Raw genomic sequence first — 16,748 nt, forward strand, 5'->3', positions numbered from 1 at the left:
CTCGGTTTCTTTTGAGCGGGGGAGAGGGTCTCGCTCTATCCCAAATATCCCAAAAACGGCAGGTAGTCCTGGGCGGAATCGGGGACGGCGAGGGTGAGGTCCTGACCGTAGGCGTTCACCGTGACGACGCTCGGGTCGTCGTAGGTGGTGATGGTGGCGTCGGTGCCCCCGTAGCTGATGGAGGAGGAGCCGGTCTCGCTGGCGCCCTCGGGCAGGCTCGTCACCTCCCAGCTATCGATGGCAAGCGCGTCAATGGCCGCGTCCACCTCGGCATCGGACAGGCCTGTGGCGGCGGCGATCTTGTCGCGGTTGCCCTCGATGGCCGCCTTGGCCTTGCTCTTCAGGCCCGTGGCGTCCAGGGCGGCGTTGGCGGCGGCGTTCTTGCCCTGCTCGAACAGCCCCGCCAGGGGGTTCTGGAAATTCGCGAAGGGGGATTCCACGCCCAGCTGGGGCAGGATGCCGAAAACGCCCACCAGGGCGATGAATACGAAGATGAGGCCGATGAGGGCTTTGATGATCTTGTCCATGGGGCCTCCTCACGCCGACGGCACTCGAGCCGCCTCCCCGCTCTCCTTCATGGGCCCGTGCGGACCCGCTCTCGTCAGCTTTCGACCGTCAGGGTCGGCAAAGGGCGCCGTCGGTGGTGCGTACCGTGGTCGGTTTCGGCGAATCTGTGCTGCAATTCGACGGTGCCGTGGGCCCATGGTACCTTGGGCGGCCCTCCCTTCATAAATACCTCGCAGCATCTTCAAAGGTTGGCGATGAGATGTCCAGGGAATGACCATGGTCGTCGATGGCGCTGCGCCGCCCGGGCCGTCTGGCCGCGGCCGATGGGGGCCGGTGCGGGCGACCGTCGTATTCTTCTTGCGCCGTTGCCGAAATCGTGTATCCTTTAGCCCCGCGCGGAAACGCGGCCACGAGCGCCGCCCTTCGCGTTCCTGCAAAACCCCGCGCACGTAAAACTTGAATGGGGAATCGTGCGAATGTCGCGGCCCGCGCGGAAACGCGGCCCTAGGGAGGAGGCCTTACATGAAGCTGGTCGTTACCGAGAAGAACGATGCGGCGGTCAAGATCGCCGATCTGCTGGGGGCTACGAAGCCCAAGGCCGACAAGGTGTTCAACACCCCGGTCTACCGATTCGATATCGACGGGGAGGAGTGGGTGACCATCGGCCTGCGCGGCCATATCCTGGAGCCCGACTTCACTCCGTCCCTCATATATAAGAAGCGCGGCGGCTGGTCCGGCGTGACCGCCGAGGGCGAGGCGCTGCCGGCCGTGCTGCCGGCCGCCCTGCCGGTGCCCCCTTTCAAAAAGAAGAAGCCCTTCACCGCTGACGGCGTGGAGCTGAAGGGGTGGAAGATGGAGGCGCTGCCCTATCTCATCTACGCTCCCATCGAGAAGCTGCCCAAGGAGAAGGACATCATCCGCTCCCTCAAGAACCTGGCGAAGAAGGCCGACTCCATCGTGATCGCCACCGACTTCGACCGCGAGGGCGAGCTCATCGGCTCGGACGCCCTGGCCTGCTGCCGCCAGGTGAACGCCACGGCCCCGGTGTCCCGCGCCCGCTACTCGGCCTTCACCAAGCCCGAGATCACCCACGCCTTCGCGAACCTCGTGCCCATGGACGACGACCTGGCCGCCGCCGGCGGGTCCCGTCGCGATATCGACCTCATCTGGGGCGCGGTGCTCACCCGCTACCTCACCCTCGTGAAGTTCGCCGGCTACGGCAACGTGCGCTCCTCGGGCCGCGTGCAGACGCCGACCTTGGCCATCATCGTGGAACGGGAGCGGGAGCGCATGGCCTTCGTGCCCGAGGACTACTGGGTCATCCGCGGCGCCTTCGACGCGGGCGCGGCGAGCGGCCCCACCGCTGGTGACGGCTCTGAGGCCTTCGAGGCGCCCCACGCCACGGCCCGCTTCAAGGTGGAGGCCGAGGCCGATGCGGCCATGGCCCATGTGGAGGGCGCCACGACCGCGCGCGTGGTATCGGTGGAGAAGAAGAAGCGCACCGTGGCCGCGCCCGTGCCCTTCAACACCACCTCGCTCATGGCGGCCGCCTCGGCCGAGGGCATCAGCCCGGCCCGCTGCATGCGCATCGCCGAGAGCCTGTACATGGACGGCTACATCTCCTACCCCCGCGTGGACAACACGGTGTACCCCGACTCCCTCGATCTGGCCGAAGTGGTGAACGCCATCGCCGGCAATCCGGCCTACGGCCCCTACTGCCGCGAGCTTCTGGCCGCCGGGCCCCTGAAGGCCACCCGCGGCAAGACCGAGACCACCGACCACCCGCCCATCTACCCCACGGCCGCGGCCACGCCCGACGACCTGTCGGCCGCCGACTACAAGCTGTACAACCTCATCGCCCGCCGCTTCCTGGCCACCCTCTCGGGGCCGGCCACGGTGGAGGGCACGAAGGTGACCCTGGATGTGGCCGGCGAGCCCTTCGTGGCCAAGGGCGACGTGCTCGCGGTGCCGGGCTTCCGCGCCATCTACCCCTATGGCCTGAAGAAGGACGAGACGCTGCCCTCCATGGCCGAGGGGGCCACCATCGCCTTCAACGGCGCGACCTGCACCAAAAAGCAGACCGAGCCGCCGGCCCGCTACTCCCAGGGCAAGCTCGTCCAGGAGATGGAGAAGCTGGGCCTCGGCACGAAATCGACCCGCGCCTCCATCATCGAGCGCCTCTACCAGGTGAAGTACGTGCAGAACGATCCCATCGAGCCCTCGCAACTCGGCATCGCCGTCATCGAGGCCCTGGACAAGTTCGCGCCCCACATCACCCACGCGGAGATGACCGCCGAGCTGGAGCACTCCATGGACTCCATCGCCGAGGGGGCCGTCACCAAGGACGAGGTGGTGGAGAAGTCGCGCCAACTGCTGTCCGAGCAGCTGGCCAACCTCATGCCCCATTCCGAGGAGGTGGCCGAGGCTCTCTCCGACGCCGTGGCCGCCGATGCCTACGTGGGCCCGTGCCCGAAGTGCGGCAAGGACCTCCAACTGCGGGCGAGCCACAAGACCAAGTCGATGTTCATCGGCTGCGCCGGCTGGCCCGACTGCGACGTGACCTATCCGCTGCCCAAGGGCAAGATCGAGGCGGTGCCCGAGAAGTGCCCCACCTGCGGCATGCCCCAGGTGAAGGTGACGGCGTTCCGCTCCAAGCCCCGCACCCAGTGCATCGACCCGAACTGTCCCACGAACCAGGAGCCCGAGGTGGTGGTGGGGAAGTGCCCCGCCTGCGCGGCCAAGGGCCTCGACAAGCAGCTCATCGCCCGGCGCAACCCGCGCACGCTGAAGCGCTCGGTCACCTGCGAGAACTTCGATGAGTGCGCCACGCGCTACCCGCTGCCCCAGTACGGCGACATCATCCCCACCGAGGAGGTGTGCGAGCACTGCGGCGCCCCTATGGTGGTCATCAAGACCGCCCGCGGCCCGTGGAAGCTGTGCCCGAACTTCGATTGCCCGGGAAAAGAGGAAGAGGAGAAGGCCAAGGCCGAGAAGAGGGGTGCCAAGGGTGGCTCTCGGAAGGCTGCTAAGAAGTAGCTTTTGCTGGGAACCTTCGGGGAAGCGCCCGGAGGGTGCCCATCGCCGCCCGCTGAGCGCTGATCCCCTTCCGAACGCGATTAAAGAAAGAGCGGAAGGGGCGCACCCATGGGAGCTCTGTACCAGCGCACTTGCTGCTGGTGCAGAGCTCTTTCTTTACCAGTCGAGTTCTTTGCGGAGCGATCGGGGAGGGGGAGGGGCGACGAGCGCCTTCCGAGCACCCCGGGGTCGTCGATCAGGTGTTTTCGGTTGCTTTGGGATCGGTGGCCGGATGCCTTCGGGTATTTTGGGGAATTGGCGTCAAAATTCGGGGGTTTGGTATGCCAAAAACAAGTGGTTTGGTATTTCTGGGCGAAGAAACCCCAGGTCAAATTTTCCGATCAAGGGGATTGTCGGTACCAAACCCCCGAATCTTGACGGAGTTCCAGAGAAGATGGCAAAAAAAGGGGTTTGGGATGACGAAAAGGGAGGGTTTGGTATCGAAGGGATACCGCGACGATGGCAACGGGCTGCGAGGGCGCTCGGCAGAGGACACCCTCGCCTTTTGGGCGTTCGGGGTGCGTCAACCCGTTGAGGGCTCGGCGGAGGGTGTCTGGCCCTTTGGCCGCCCGGCGGAGAGCGGGCGACGGGAGAGTTCGTGCCGCCAGGTACCGAGCCGATTCTTCCCGAGCGCTTCTTGGGGGCTCGGGGTTCTATTGGGCGGCTTGCTCTATCTGGCGGTAGAGGTCCTGGCCTTTGGTGTCGGCGGCTACGTAGGTGGGGAAGTCCTTCAGGGTGAGCTTGCGCAGGGCCTCGGTGCCGAGGTCTTCCCAGCCCACGAGTTCGCTTTCAGTGACGGCCTTGGCGAGGAGCGCTGCGATGCCGCCGACGGTGCACAGGTAGATGCTGCCGGTTTCCCGGCAGGCCTCTATCACGGCGGGGCTGCGCTTGCCCTTGCCGATGGCGGCTACGATGCCGGCCTCGAAGAGCTGCGGCGTGGCGAAGTCCATGCGGCTGGCGGTGGTGGGACCGACCGAGCCTAAGGGCCGCCCCGCGGCGGCCGGCGTGGGGCCGGCGTAGAAGAGGGTGGCGCCCGCCAGGCCGAAGGGCAGCTCGCCGGTATCTTCCAGGCATTGGAGGGCCCGCTCATGGCCGGCATCGCGCATGGTGTAGACGGGGCCGGAGAGCAGCACCTCGTCGCCGGCTTCCAGAGCGGCAACATCCTCGCGGGTCAGCGGCAGGGTGAGGGAGACGGTCTTCGCCATGGGACTTCCTTTCTTGGCAGCACGGGGAGTACGCGGGATCCTTCGGAAGGGCCCCGCCGCCTCGGGACGGTGCGGATCGGGGCGATTCGGAACGGGGGGCAACGGGGCTAGACGAGCTTGATGGAGGCGCTGCGCATGGCGCAGCAGCCCATGTTCACGGCCACGGGCAGGGCGGCGATGTGGCAGGGGGCCGTTTCCAGGTGCACGGCCACGGCCGTGGGCGCTCCTCCCAGGGCCGCTGGGCCGATGCCTAAGGCGTTCACCTCGGCGAGCAACGCCTCCTCGAAGGCTGCGGCCTCGTCGCTGGCGGCTGGCGCGCCCACGGGTCGCAAAAGGGCGTGCTTGGCCAGGCCGGCCACCTTGTCGAAGGTGGCGCCGACACCCAGGCCGATGACGAGGGGCGGGCAGGCGTTGGCCGCCTTCTCCCGCACGCAGTCGAGCACCGCCTTCCGCACGCCGGCCGCGCCGGCGCCGGGGGGCAGCATGACCACGCGGGAGGCGTTGTCCGAGCCGCCGCCCTTGAGCAGTACGTGGAGGGTGGCGCCGTGGCCCTCGACGAGCTTCAACTCGCAGAAGGCCGGGGTGTTGTCGCCGCTGTTGGCGCGGTCGAACAGGGCGTCGCGCACGAGGGACATGCGCAGACGCCCGTCGGCATAGGCCCGGGCCACGGCATCATTGACCTGGGAGAAGATGTTTCCCGGCACGGCCAGCGCCTCGCCCACTTCCAAGCAGACCCACACGCTGCCGGTGTCCTGGCACAGGGGCACGTTGTCCGCGGCCGCGATGTCGGCGTTCTCCAGAATCCGGCCGAGCACGCCTTCGGCACGGCTTTTGGGGTCGGCGGCCTCGCGGGCTTCTTCGATGGCCCGGCGGAAATCGGGGCGCAGGATGGTGGCGCTCTCGCGGATGGCGTCGTAGACGGCGGCGGCCACTACCTCGGCGTTCAAGTTGTCAGTTCCCATGGCGTTCCTTTCGACGAAACCAGTGTAGCGCACTTCGCTTTACTTCCCCGAGAGGCATTTTTTGCGGCGAAAACGACGGCTCTCGTAGTTTTCGCGGGGTTGGTTTCTGCCTTCGAAAAACGTGACCTGGGGAAATGCTGCCAGAAGGTAGGTGATGGGCGGCCCCCGACTACGAGAACCGTCGTTTTCGTCGCAAAACAGGGCGTGGGGCTCCTGTGGCGGCCGTCGGTGACCGGTCGCCGGGGACGAGGGTCTGCGTGTAGCTTGTGCGCAGCGGTGGTTATTGGGGCACCTTGGGGTACAATAAGCAGGTTAACGACTCTATTCGCCTCAATGGTTCTAAGGAACGTACTGTTATGGATATTGTAGAGGAAGCCCTCGCCCAACATGCTGCCTGGAAGGGCAAGCTGGCCTTCGATCCGAAGATGGCCATCGACGACCGTCACGATCTGGCCGTGGCCTACACCCCCGGCGTGGCCGAGCCCTGCAAGGTAATCGCCGAGAACCCGGAGGCGGCCTACGAGTACACCATCAAGGGCAACACCGTGGCGGTCGTCTCCGACGGCAGCGCGGTGCTGGGCCTGGGCAACATCGGTCCTGCGGCGGCCATGCCGGTCATGGAGGGCAAGGCCGTGCTGTTCAAGCGCTTCGGCGACGTGGACGCCTTCCCCATCTGCCTGGACACCCAGGACACCGAGGAGATCATCGAGACGGTCATCCGCATCGCCCCGGCCTTCGGCGGCATCAACCTGGAGGACATCGCGGCGCCTCGCTGCTTCGAGATCGAGGCGCGCCTGAACGATGCCCTGGATATTCCCGTCTTCCACGACGATCAGCACGGCACGGCCATCGTGGTGCTGTCGGGCATCATCAACGCCCTGCGCCTGACCGGCAAGGACACCACGGCCCGCGTGGTGGTCAACGGCGCCGGGTCGGCTGGCATCGCCATCGCGAAGCTGCTGCTGAGCTACGGCTTCGAAAACGTCACCATGTGCGACATCCGCGGCATTCTGAGCAGCGCCTACGAGGGCATGAACGATGCCCAGCGGGCCATGCTCGCGGTGACGAACCTGGACGATGTCCGGGGCACCCTGGCCGACGCCATGGCCGGGGCCGATATCGTTATCGGTGTATCGGCGCCCGGGGCCATCACCGGCGAGATGGTGGCCTCCATGGCCGATGACGCCATCGTGTTCGCCATGGCCAATCCCACCCCTGAAATTTTCCCCGATGAGGCGAAGGCCGCCGGGGCCCGCGTCGTGGGGACGGGGCGCTCGGACTTCCCGAACCAGGTGAACAACGTCGTGGCCTTCCCGGGCATCTTCAAGGGCGCCCTCCAGGCCCGGGCCGAGCGCATCACCGAGCCCATGAAGCTGGCCGCCGCCCGGGCCCTGGCTGCCCTGGTGTCCGACGAGGAACTGCGCGAGGACTTCATCATGCCCGATCCCTTCGACCCGCGGGCCGCCGACGCCGTGGCCGCTGCCGTGCGCGCCGAGGCCTAGCCGTGGCTGAATCTCGGCGACAGGACGGCCGCGGGCTGCTCATCACCTTCGAGGGCGGCGACGGGGCGGGGAAATCGACCCAGATCCGCTTTCTGGCGCGGCTGCTGGAAGGGGCCGGCCGCGAGGTGGTGTGCCTGCGCGAGCCCGGCGGCACTGCCGTGGGGGAGGCCCTGAGGCGCGTGGTGCTGGACCCGGCCCACGGGGCCATGAGCGACCGGGCCGAGCTGCTCATCTACGAGGCGGCCCGGGCCCAGATCGTCGACGAGGTGATCGCGCCGGCCCTGGCGCGGGGCGCTGTGGTGCTGTGCGACCGCTTCTTCGATTCCACCGTGGCCTACCAGGGGGCGGGCCGGGGGCTGGACGGCGCCTTCATCGCGGCGGCGAACCGCTTCGCCTGCGACGGCCTGGTGCCCGACGCCACCATTCTGCTCGTGGCTCCCGAGGAGGCCGTGCGCTCGCGCATGGGGCGCCGCGGCGGCGCCGACCGCCTGGAGCGGGCTGGGGACGCCTTCCACGGCCGCGTGGCCGAGGGCTTCGCGGCCCTGGCCGCCGCCGAGCCCGAGCGGGTGCGCACCGTGAGCTCCCAGCTGCACCGCACCGACACCTTCCGCGCCGTCCTGGCCGAATTGGCGCCGCTGCTGCCCGAGGCCGCCGCGGCTCTGGCCGCCGACGGCGACGACCCGGCGGCCCTGACCGAGCTCGTGGCCGCCGTCATGGAAGAGAAGCGCCGCGAGCGGGAGCGCGAGAGGAAGCGGGCCGCCCAGCGCGACCGTCGCCGCTCGTCGGGCCGGGGCCGCCAAGGGGGTGCGGGCGCGCCCAAGGGCGGCCGGCATCCCCAGGGTGCCCGCGGGGGCAAGAATGCAAAGGGGGGCAAGGGCTCTCAGGGCGCGAAGGGCTCGCACGGCGGCAAAGCCACTCCGGGTTCCCAGAAGGCGAAAGCCCCCCAGGGGTCTCAGAACGCCCCGGGCGGCCCGGCGTCCCGCGACGGCGGGCGCGCTGCGGGCGCCCCGGCCTCTGCGAGCGGCCGCGACGGCGCGAAGGGGAAGGGGGGTCGCCGTGGCTGACGCCTTCGAGAACATCCTGGGCCAGCCGAAGGTGCGCGAGTTCCTGCGCGCCTCGGTGATCTCCGAGCGCGTGACCCAGGCCTACCTGTTCGTGGGGCCGGCCGGTTCCAACAAGACCCTGGCGGCCTACGCGCTGGCCCAGGCGCTCATGTGCCCCAAGGGCCCCCACGGCCCCCGGGGCGGCATGTGCGGCGACTGCAACCGCTGCGATAAGGTCATGCGGCGCAAGCACCCCGATGTGCGCTACTTCGCCCCGGCCGGCGCCAACGGCTATCTGGTGGAGCAGGTGCGCGAGATCGTGGCCGACACGGCCATGGCCCCCATTCAGGCCAACAAGAAGATCTACATCCTCGACCGGGTGGACCAGCTGGGGGCCAGCGCCGCCAACGCCTTCCTGAAAACGCTGGAGGAGCCCGAGGACGACGTGGTGCTCATTCTGCTCGGGCGTACCCGCGCCTCGGTGCTGCCCACTATCGTCTCCCGCTGCCAGGTGGTGCCCTTCCGCCACATCCCCGCCTCCGAGGCGGCCGGCATCGTGGCCCAGAACACCGGGGCGGCCCTCCCGCAGGCCCGCATGGCCATCGAGGCCTGCGGCGGCTCCATCACCGCGGCAGTGGCCTTCCTCCAGGCGCCGGGCAACGAGCGGCTCGCCTTCCGCAGCCGGCTCTTCGCGGCCCTGGCCCGTCTGGCTCGGGCCGACGACTGGGACATCGTGGAGATGGCCCGGGAGATGCTGGAGGCCTCCAAGGCCCCCCTCGACGTGGTGCGGGCCTCCCAGGAGACGGAGCTGGCCGAGAACGCCGACTTCCTCGCGAAGTCGGCCATCCGCCAGATCGAGGCGCGCAACAAGCGCTCGCTGTCGGCCAAGACCACCGAGTACCTGCGCCAGACCACCTCGCTCGTGCGCTCGTGGCTGCGGGATGGCATGATGGTGGCCGCCGGCACCCCCGATCTGGTCATCAACACCGACGTGCGCGAGGTGCTCGTCGACCTGTTCTCGACGGCCGATGCGGGCCGCTTGGCCGCGGCCGCCGCCAAGGTGGACGACTGCGAGCGGGCCCTTGCCTATAATGTATCCCCAGAAACGTGCATCGACGCGTTGCTGTTCGACGTAAGAGAGGTTCTCAATGATTCGGGTCGCACCGATTAACCTGACCTTCAATCCCAAAACGCTGTGGTTCGACCCCGGCGACCTGGAGATTCAGAAAGACGATCCCGTGGTGGTGCGCACCGCTCGCGGCACCGAGTTCGGCATTGCCGCCAGTGAGGTGATCGAGGTGCCCGAGGAGCAGGTGCGCGCCCTGAAGAGCGCCCTGCGCCCCGTGGAGCGCGTGGCCACGGAAGAGGACGTGCAGCGCGCCGCCGAGATGGAGGAGAAGTCCCGCGAGGCTCTGCCCATCTTCAAGGAGATGGCCCGGGAGGCCCATGAGGACATGCACCCGGTGTCGGTGGAGTTCCTGCTGGACGGCGACAAGGCCGTGTTCTACTTCGAGGCCGAGGAGCGCATCGACTTCCGCGAGCTGGTGCGCAAGCTGGCCAGCCGCTTCCACGTGCGCATCGACATGCGCCAGATCGGCGTGCGCGACGAGGCCCGCATGGTGGGCGGCGTGGGCCACTGCGGCCAGGAGCTGTGCTGCAAGCGCCTCGGCGGCGAGTTCTGTCCCGTGTCCATCCGCATGGCCAAGGAGCAGGGGCTCTCGCTGAACCCCCAGAAGATCTCGGGGCTGTGCGGGCGGCTCATGTGCTGTCTGCGCTACGAGTTCGACGCCTACAAGGACTTCAAGGGCCGCGCTCCCAAGCTGAACGCCACGGTGTCCACGCCGGCCGGTCCGGCCAAGGTGGTGGACCACGACGTGCCCCGGGAGATCATCTCCCTGAAGGTGGAGGGGGAGAAGCCCGTGAAGGTGCCCCTAGCCGACTTCGACCCGGCGCCCGAGGGTGCCAACCGCCCCAACGCTGTGGGGGAGGAGGCTTGGGAGGAGGCTACGAGCGAGCACGGAGGCGGCCTCGGCGAGGCGCTCATCTTCTCGACGAGCCAGTTCACCGGCTCTGATAAGCTGGCGGAGGGGGCGAAGGTGCGCCACACCGGCAATGGCGGCTCGCGCCGGGGCTCCTCGTCGTCCCGCGGCCGGTCAGAGGGCTCGGCTCCGGGCCGTTCCCGCGGCAAGCGCTCGGGACGAGGCGACAATGCCGCCCCTGCCGCCGCGCCGGCCCCCCGCAAGCGCCGTCGGTCCACGAAGCTGGCGGCGGCCGAGGACGGCCATGCCTTAGAGCGCGTGTCCACCTCCCGGGAGGAGAAGGATGCCGCCCCCAAGCCGCGCCGCTCCCGTCGCTCCAAGGACGGCGGCCGTGCCTCGGGCGAGGGCCGCAACGCCCAGCAGGGCCGCGGCGGCCAGGGCTCGTCCCGCGCCAAGGGCTCGGGTGCCCCCGAGCGCGGTAACGGTTCCAAGCAGGGCCGCGGCGCCCGGCCGGGACAGAAGTCCTCGGGCCTGGCGGCGAGCCGTCCCGACCGTCCCGATCGCGACAATCGCGCCGAGGGCGCTCCGCGTGGCGAGGAGGGCGCTGCCCCCAAGCCGCGCCGCCGCCGGCGCAGCCGCCGCCCCAAGGGCGAGGGCGGCTCTGCGGCGGGCACCGGCGGCGCCGGCAAGGGAGGGGGCGCCTAGATGAACGTGGACTACGCCCTCCTGACCGATCTGTACCAGATCACCATGGCCCAGGGGTACTGGGATGCGGGCAAGACCGAGGAAGAGGCCTGCTTCACCATGTACTTCCGCGACTACCCCTTCAAAGGGGGCTACGCGGTGGCCTGCGGCATGGCCCAGCTGGCCGATCTCGTGGAGCAGTTCCGCTTCAGCGAGGAGGACGTCGCCTACCTGGCAGCGCTGGACGCTCCCGGCGGCGGCCCGCTGTTCGACCCGGCGTTTCTCACCTACCTGGCCGACCTGCGGTTGACTGTGGACATCGATGCGGTGCCCGAGGGCACCATCGTGTTTCCCCATGAGCCCATTGTGCGGGTCACGGGCCCCATCATGCAGTGCCAGCTCATGGAGACGGCCCTGCTGAATATGGTGAACTTCCAAACACTCATCGCCACCAAGGCGGCCCGGGTGGTGCGTGCCGCCAAGGGGCGCCCCGTGGCCGAGTTCGGCCTGCGCCGGGCCCAGGGGCTCGGGGGCGTGTGGGCGAGCCGGGCGGCCGTGGTGGGCGGCTGCGCCTCCACCTCGGACGTGCTGGCCGGGCGCCTGTTCGATATTCCCGTGTCGGGCACCCACGCCCACTCCTGGGTCATGTCCTTCGACGACGAGCTGACGGCCTTCCGGGAGTACGCCCGCGTCTTCCCGCGCAACTGCATCCTGCTCGTGGACACCTACGATGTGGAGCAGGGCATCAGAAATGCCATCACCGTGGGGCTCGAGATGCGGGAGCGCGGCGAGCGCCTGGCGGGCATTCGCATCGACTCGGGGGACCTCTCGTGGCTCTCGAAGATGGCCCGGCGCATGCTGGATGAGGCGGGGCTTTCCGACTGCGGCATCGTGCTCTCCAACGATTTGGATGAGTACACCATTCAGTCCATCCTAGACGAGGGGGCCGACGTCATGTCCTTCGGCGTGGGCACGAAGCTGGCGAGCGCCTATGACCAGCCCACTCTGGGCGGTGTCTACAAGCTTTCCGCCGTGAGGCCCGGTCCCGGAGCCCCTTGGGAGGACCGCCTCAAGATATCGGAATCGATGGCGAAGCTGACGACCCCGGGCGTGCTGGACGTGCGCCGCTACTACCACGGCAACGGCACCGTGGCCGGGGACATGGTCTTCGACGTGAGCCGGCCGCCCGCCGGCCGCGAGGTCATCGTGGATCCCCTGGACGACCTGCGTCAGAAGAACCTGGCGGGTCTTTCCTTCGAGACGCTGCTCGCGCCCTTGGCCCGTGGGGGCCGGGTGGTGCTCGCGCCTCAGTTCCGCAACGCCTGCGCGGCCCGGGAGCGGGCCGCAGCCGGCCTTGATAGGCTGGACGAGACCCAGCTGCGCATGCTGAACCCCCACACCTACCCCGTGGGACTGGAAGCGGGCTTGAGCGATCGGCGCCGGGCGCTCGTGGCCGAGCTGCGCCACATTCTATAGGTTGAAGCGGCGCAGGGGCCGGCCCGAGCGGTCGGGGCCCTGCGCCGATGCGAGAGAGGCGGCCCCGCGGGGCTGCCGGGAAGGGGCGTTCATGGCGAACTGCCATCTCATTATCGACTCCTGCTGCGACCTGCCGCCGCAGGTGGTGAAGCGCGAGGGCGTCACCCTCATGGGCTTTCCCTACATGATGGAGGGGGGCACGTTCACCGATGACTTGTTCGATTCCTCCCCGGCCCAGGAGTTCTACGACGCCATGCGCAAGGGCTCCGAACCCTCCACGGCCCAGGTGGCCCTCTCGACCCTGACCGACACGTTCACGGCGGCCGCCCAGGAGGGGACGCCCTGCGTGTACCTGGCTTTCTCGAGCGGACTGTCGGCCACCTACGACGCCGCCTGCGTGGTGGCCGACCAGGTGCGGGCGGAGTATCCCGACTTCGAGCTGCACCTGGTGGACACCCACCTGGCCTCCGTGGCCGAGGGGCTGCTCATCTACGAGGCCCTCGTCCAGCATGAGAAGGGCATGACCGCCGCCGAGCTGGCCGCCTGGGCCGAGGAGGCCCGTTGCTTCGTGAACGAGGAGTTCATGGTGGACGATCTGGGGGCCCTGCGCCGTGGCGGCCGCATCCCGGCCTCGGTGGCCGTGGCCGGCGCCGCCCTGGACGTGAAGCCGCTGCTCGTGATCGGGGAGGACGGCAAGCTGGCCCTCACGGGCGTGGCCCGCGGCCGCAAGAAGGGCATCAAGCAGCTCGTGGAGTTCTACAAGAAGAACGCGGATGCCTCGGGGCCGAGCCATGTGGCCCTCATCGGCCATGCCGATTGCCCCAAGGACGCCGCCCGCCTGCGGGAACTGTTGCTGAAGGAGGACCCGAACCTGTTCGTGCTGGAATGCAGCATCGGACCGGTCATCGGCAGCCACGTGGGGCCCGAGATGCTGGCCGTGGTGTTCTGGGGCGCCGACAAGCGCGACAACATGTCCGTGGCCGACCGCATCGCCCGCAAGGTGAAGGGGGAGAAGTAATGGCCGCATCCTATGCCTACGTGGGGGCACCCACGTTCATCAAGGCCGTTCAGGGCCGCCTTGCCGATGCCGGGCTCGTCCGCGCCGAGGACACGGCCTCGGCCGACATCATCGTCACCTTCTGCACGACCGCCTCGGCTCTGGAGGATCTCTACTTCGGCGACGACGGTCTGGTGAGCAGCGCCGGCCCGGGCACCGTGCTGGTGGACCTGTCGGCCACCACGCCGAACTTCGCCCGGGAGATCAACGCCGTGGCGACGGTGAACGACCTGGTCATGGTGGAAGCGCCCCTCACGGTGCGCTCGCTCGTGGCCGCCGAGGCCTTCGCCCAGGAGAACCTGCTGGGGCCCGTGGCCTCGGAGAGCGAGCTGTCCGAGGGAGTGCGCACGCTGCTGGAGGCCATCTTCGGGGAAGTGGTGGAGGTGGGCGCCCCCGGCCGGGCCCAGCTCATGCGCAGCACCCACACCCTGCCCCTGGCCGCGAACCTGGCCTCGGCCATCGAGGCCGTGGCCCTCGACGATGCGGCCGCCCGCTCCGTGGGGGCCCTCGATGCCGACCAGGTGCCGCTGTTCTGCACGGTGAGCACCGATCCGGTGGTACGGGCCGTGCAGCAGCAGCGCTTCACCGGGGACTACACGGCCGAGATGCTGCTGGCCGAGCTGTCGGCCGCCCTCATGGCCGCCGACGACGCCGAGGTGATCCTGCCTGGCGTGGAGGCGACCATGCACCTGCTGGAGCTTCTGGCCGTCATCGGCGGGGCGGACATGGCCCCGGCGGCCCTGGCCCTGGTGTACCGCGACGAGGCCGCCGGCGCCGCGGCGGGGCTTGACTGGGCCCGGGCCGAGCAGGCCTACGGCCACGGCGGCGACCACGACCACGGCGAGGACTGGAACGACTACGACGACCCGGACTGGGCCGACGGCGCCGACTACGATGACTTCGACTACACCGCAAACTAGTTGCGAGCCATCGCCGAGCGGAGCCGGCGCGCACGGACTGCTTGACGCTGCGAGTTGCCATCGGGGTCGGGGATGCGGGGCGCCTTGATTCGTCGTTTCGTTTCTACCGGCCCTTGCTTTGTGCAGCAAACGCCGCGAAGTAGATGTCTCTGCCAGAAGGACCTCGTAAAAAGTTCTCCAAGGAAAACCATGATCAGGTGTTATGGCGTCTATCGGAGATAGATTTGCTTCATGGTGAGAGATTGGAATGAGGGAAAGTCTATCTCGCGGCGTTTGCTGCGCAGATTGAGGGGTTTGAGATGCAGGAACTGAAATCGGTCGGTCAAGGTGGCCCGCGCCCCCTCTGCGCATTGCCGTCGTCGTGTGGTTTGTGTCCCCGCGCCTGTGGGGCGAATCGGGCGGCGGGGGAGCGCGGGGTATGCGGGGCCGATGGGCGCCTACTGGTGGCCCGCGCGGCCCTGCACTTCTGGGAGGAGCCGCCCATTTCCGGCGAGGACGGTTCCGGCACCATTTTCTTCGCGGGCTGCCCCCTGGGCTGCGTGTACTGCCAGAACGCCGAGATCGCCCTGGCCGAGCATGCCCGGGAGATCACCGTGGAACGGCTCGCCGCCATTATGAAAGAGCTGGAGGTGGCCGGGGCGCTCAATATCAACTGCGTGACCCCCACCCACTACGCGCCCCAGATTCGCGCGGCGGTGGCTCAGGCGCGCGCCCGGGGCGTGGCGCTGCCGGTGCTGTGGAACACGGGCGGCTACGAGACCGTGGAGGCGGTGCGGGCCAACGGCGGTTGCGTGGATGCCTACCTCACCGACTTCAAGTACGCCGATCCCTCGCTGGCCCGGCGCTATTCCCATGCGGCCGACTACCCGGAGGCGGCCCTGGAGGCCCTGGAGGCCATGGTGGAGGAAGCGGGACCCGTGCGCTATGACGAGTACCGCGGCCAGGAGCGCCTTGTGGGCGGCGTGGTGGTGCGCCATCTCATGCTGCCCGGGGCCCTGGAGAACTCGAAGGCCGTGGTGCGCCTGCTGCACGGGCGCTTCGGCGACGCCATTCGCCTCTCCCTCATGAACCAGTACACGCCGGTGCTCGCCCGCGCCGCCGAAGCGGGCAGCACCCGGGCCGCCGCCGTGCTGGCGGTCAGCCCCGAGCTGGCTGAGACCGTGCCCGACGACGAGTACGAGGCGCTGCTCGACTTCGCCGACGAGCTGGGGGTGCGCGACTACTTCTGGCAGGAGGGCGGCGCGGCCGAGGAGAGCTTCATCCCGCCCTTCGACTTCACGGGGGTGTGATCTTTCGCCTGCGCTGGGACGGGGCGCGGCCGATGGTGTAGGATAGTGCAAAGCCGTAGCGACTCCCCGTTCGCGATGCCCTTGAAAGGAGCACCTGTGATTAAGATCGTGACCGATTCCGTCTCCTCCATTCCCGCCGAGATGGCCCGGGAGCGCGATATCGAGGTGGTCTCCCTGTTCGTGAACCGCGACGGGCGCGAGTACCGCGAGACCGATATGGACGTGGAAGCGTTCTACGAGGATATCGCCTCCATGATCGACAACCCGCCCACCTCCAGCCAGCCCTCCCAGCACGGGCTGGAGGCGCTCTTCGACCGCGCCGCCGAGGCGGCCGACGAGGTGCTCGGCATCTTCCTGTCGTCGAAGATGTCCGGAACCTTCGAGGGGGCCGTGCGCAGCGCTCGGGCCTGCAAGGAGCGCTACGACCAGTTCCGCTGCACGCTCATCGATTCCACGTCGAATTGCGGCGACGAGCTGTTCGCCGTGCTGGACGCGGCCGATGCGCGCGATGCGGGGGCCTCCCTGGAAGAGTGCGCCCGGGCGGCGACGGACGCCGTGGCCGCCTCCCGCTTCATCTTCGCCCCCGAGAGCCTGGCGTTCCTGAAGGCCGGCGGCCGCATCGGCGGCGCCTCGGCCCTGCTCGGCGGCCTTTTGCGCATCTCCCCGGTGCTCACGGTGGCCGATTGGGAGACCGCCACCCTGGCCAAGGTGCGCACGTGGAAGAAGACGCTGGCCCATATGGTGGACGTCTTCAAGGAGGATATCGGGGCCTGCGGGCTCAAGCGCGTGGTGGTGCACTATATCGGCTCGGCCGCGCCGGCGGTGCAGTGGGCCCGCGATGCCATCGAGCCGGTGGTGGGCCGCGCCGTGGAGGTGCTGCCCGTGAGCCCGGTCATCGGCGTGCACGTGGGGCCGGCCGTGGGGCTTGCCTACGAGTGCGAGCGCCCGGTGCCCGGCAAGCTGACCGCCCCCGCCAGCGAGCTGGTGTTCAGTTTGTAAGGGGCGCCGAGGCCAAACAAGGGGCGTCCCGCGGGACGGCCGGTTCTAGA

Annotated in this window: 13 protein-coding genes; 10 read left to right on the top strand and 3 right to left on the bottom strand. The window is 68.8% G+C overall.

All coding sequences use genetic code 11. From position 1 onward, the window contains the following. Positions 1-35: 35 nt before the first annotated feature. Positions 36-527 carry a hypothetical protein gene (locus ACTOXK_RS00160; RefSeq protein ID WP_482277462.1) on the bottom strand — a complete coding sequence of 164 codons (492 nt, stop codon included), beginning with the start codon at positions 525-527 and terminating at the stop codon, positions 36-38. Positions 528-1,029: 502 nt separating this feature from the next. Between ACTOXK_RS00160 and ACTOXK_RS00165 the strand changes: the two genes are divergently transcribed. Further along, complete coding sequence (locus ACTOXK_RS00165) at positions 1,030-3,543, top strand: DNA topoisomerase I (protein WP_482277461.1); 2,514 nt, start codon at positions 1,030-1,032, stop codon at positions 3,541-3,543. 692 nt (positions 3,544-4,235) lie between these two features. Here the strand turns inward: ACTOXK_RS00165 and ACTOXK_RS00170 are convergent. Then, entirely contained in the window at positions 4,236-4,889 is a 654-nt protein-coding gene (locus tag ACTOXK_RS00170) for a FumA C-terminus/TtdB family hydratase beta subunit (RefSeq protein ID WP_482277460.1), read from the bottom strand. Between the two features lie 5 nt (positions 4,890-4,894). Continuing rightward, positions 4,895-5,749, bottom strand: coding sequence for a fumarate hydratase (locus ACTOXK_RS00175; protein ID WP_482277459.1), 855 nt, complete (start codon positions 5,747-5,749; stop codon positions 4,895-4,897). Positions 5,750-6,105: 356 nt separating this feature from the next. Here ACTOXK_RS00175 and ACTOXK_RS00180 point away from each other — a divergent pair, with 356 nt between their 5' ends. From ACTOXK_RS00180 to ACTOXK_RS00220, 9 genes are all read left to right on the top strand, one after another. Beyond that, the gene (locus tag ACTOXK_RS00180) at positions 6,106-7,251 is read left to right on the top strand and encodes an NAD(P)-dependent malic enzyme (RefSeq protein ID WP_482277458.1); all 1,146 of its coding nucleotides are present in this window, start codon (positions 6,106-6,108) and stop codon (positions 7,249-7,251) included. 2 nt (positions 7,252-7,253) lie between these two features. Further along, the gene (tmk, locus tag ACTOXK_RS00185) at positions 7,254-8,315 is read left to right on the top strand and encodes a dTMP kinase (protein WP_482277457.1); all 1,062 of its coding nucleotides are present in this window, start codon (positions 7,254-7,256) and stop codon (positions 8,313-8,315) included. Then, on the top strand, positions 8,308-9,465 hold the full coding sequence (locus tag ACTOXK_RS00190; RefSeq protein WP_482277456.1) for a DNA polymerase III subunit: 1,158 nt from the start codon (positions 8,308-8,310) through the stop codon (positions 9,463-9,465). Before tmk ends, ACTOXK_RS00190 begins: the two co-directional genes overlap by 8 nt. After that, positions 9,443-10,978: a PSP1 domain-containing protein gene (locus tag ACTOXK_RS00195; protein ID WP_482277455.1), complete on the top strand. Its 1,536-nt coding sequence runs from the start codon at positions 9,443-9,445 to the stop codon at positions 10,976-10,978. The genes ACTOXK_RS00190 and ACTOXK_RS00195 overlap by 23 nt, the downstream gene beginning before the upstream one ends. After that, positions 10,979-12,433: a nicotinate phosphoribosyltransferase gene (locus ACTOXK_RS00200; protein WP_482277454.1), complete on the top strand. Its 1,455-nt coding sequence runs from the start codon at positions 10,979-10,981 to the stop codon at positions 12,431-12,433. It abuts the gene before it with no gap. Between the two features lie 91 nt (positions 12,434-12,524). Continuing rightward, positions 12,525-13,451, top strand: coding sequence for a DegV family protein (locus ACTOXK_RS00205; RefSeq protein WP_482277453.1), 927 nt, complete (start codon positions 12,525-12,527; stop codon positions 13,449-13,451). Next, complete coding sequence (locus tag ACTOXK_RS00210) at positions 13,451-14,410, top strand: NAD(P)-binding domain-containing protein (RefSeq protein ID WP_482277452.1); 960 nt, start codon at positions 13,451-13,453, stop codon at positions 14,408-14,410. The genes ACTOXK_RS00205 and ACTOXK_RS00210 overlap by 1 nt, the downstream gene beginning before the upstream one ends. A 299-nt stretch (positions 14,411-14,709) precedes the next feature. Continuing rightward, a complete protein-coding gene (locus ACTOXK_RS00215) occupies positions 14,710-15,699 on the top strand; it encodes a radical SAM protein (RefSeq protein WP_482277451.1) in 990 nt (329 codons plus the stop codon). A 96-nt stretch (positions 15,700-15,795) separates the two neighbouring features. Continuing rightward, positions 15,796-16,698: a DegV family protein gene (locus ACTOXK_RS00220; RefSeq protein WP_482277450.1), complete on the top strand. Its 903-nt coding sequence runs from the start codon at positions 15,796-15,798 to the stop codon at positions 16,696-16,698. The last annotated feature ends 50 nt before the right edge of the window (positions 16,699-16,748 follow it).

It is taken from the genome of Adlercreutzia sp., assembly GCF_056795635.1.

Bases quoted from the DNA above. Each gene is read 5' to 3' on its own strand.
- ACTOXK_RS00210 (WP_482277452.1), top strand. From the start codon at position 13,451: ATGGCCGCATCCTATGCCTACGTGGGGGCACCCACGTTCATCAAGGCC.
- ACTOXK_RS00195 (WP_482277455.1), top strand. From the start codon at position 9,443: ATGATTCGGGTCGCACCGATTAACCTGACCTTCAATCCCAAAACGCTG.
- ACTOXK_RS00205 (WP_482277453.1), top strand. From the start codon at position 12,525: ATGGCGAACTGCCATCTCATTATCGACTCCTGCTGCGACCTGCCGCCG.
- ACTOXK_RS00175 (WP_482277459.1), bottom strand. From the start codon at position 5,749: ATGGGAACTGACAACTTGAACGCCGAGGTAGTGGCCGCCGCCGTCTAC.
- ACTOXK_RS00180 (WP_482277458.1), top strand. From the start codon at position 6,106: ATGGATATTGTAGAGGAAGCCCTCGCCCAACATGCTGCCTGGAAGGGC.
- ACTOXK_RS00215 (WP_482277451.1), top strand. From the start codon at position 14,710: ATGCAGGAACTGAAATCGGTCGGTCAAGGTGGCCCGCGCCCCCTCTGC.
- ACTOXK_RS00165 (WP_482277461.1), top strand. From the start codon at position 1,030: ATGAAGCTGGTCGTTACCGAGAAGAACGATGCGGCGGTCAAGATCGCC.
- ACTOXK_RS00200 (WP_482277454.1), top strand. From the start codon at position 10,979: ATGAACGTGGACTACGCCCTCCTGACCGATCTGTACCAGATCACCATG.
- ACTOXK_RS00160 (WP_482277462.1), bottom strand. From the start codon at position 527: ATGGACAAGATCATCAAAGCCCTCATCGGCCTCATCTTCGTATTCATC.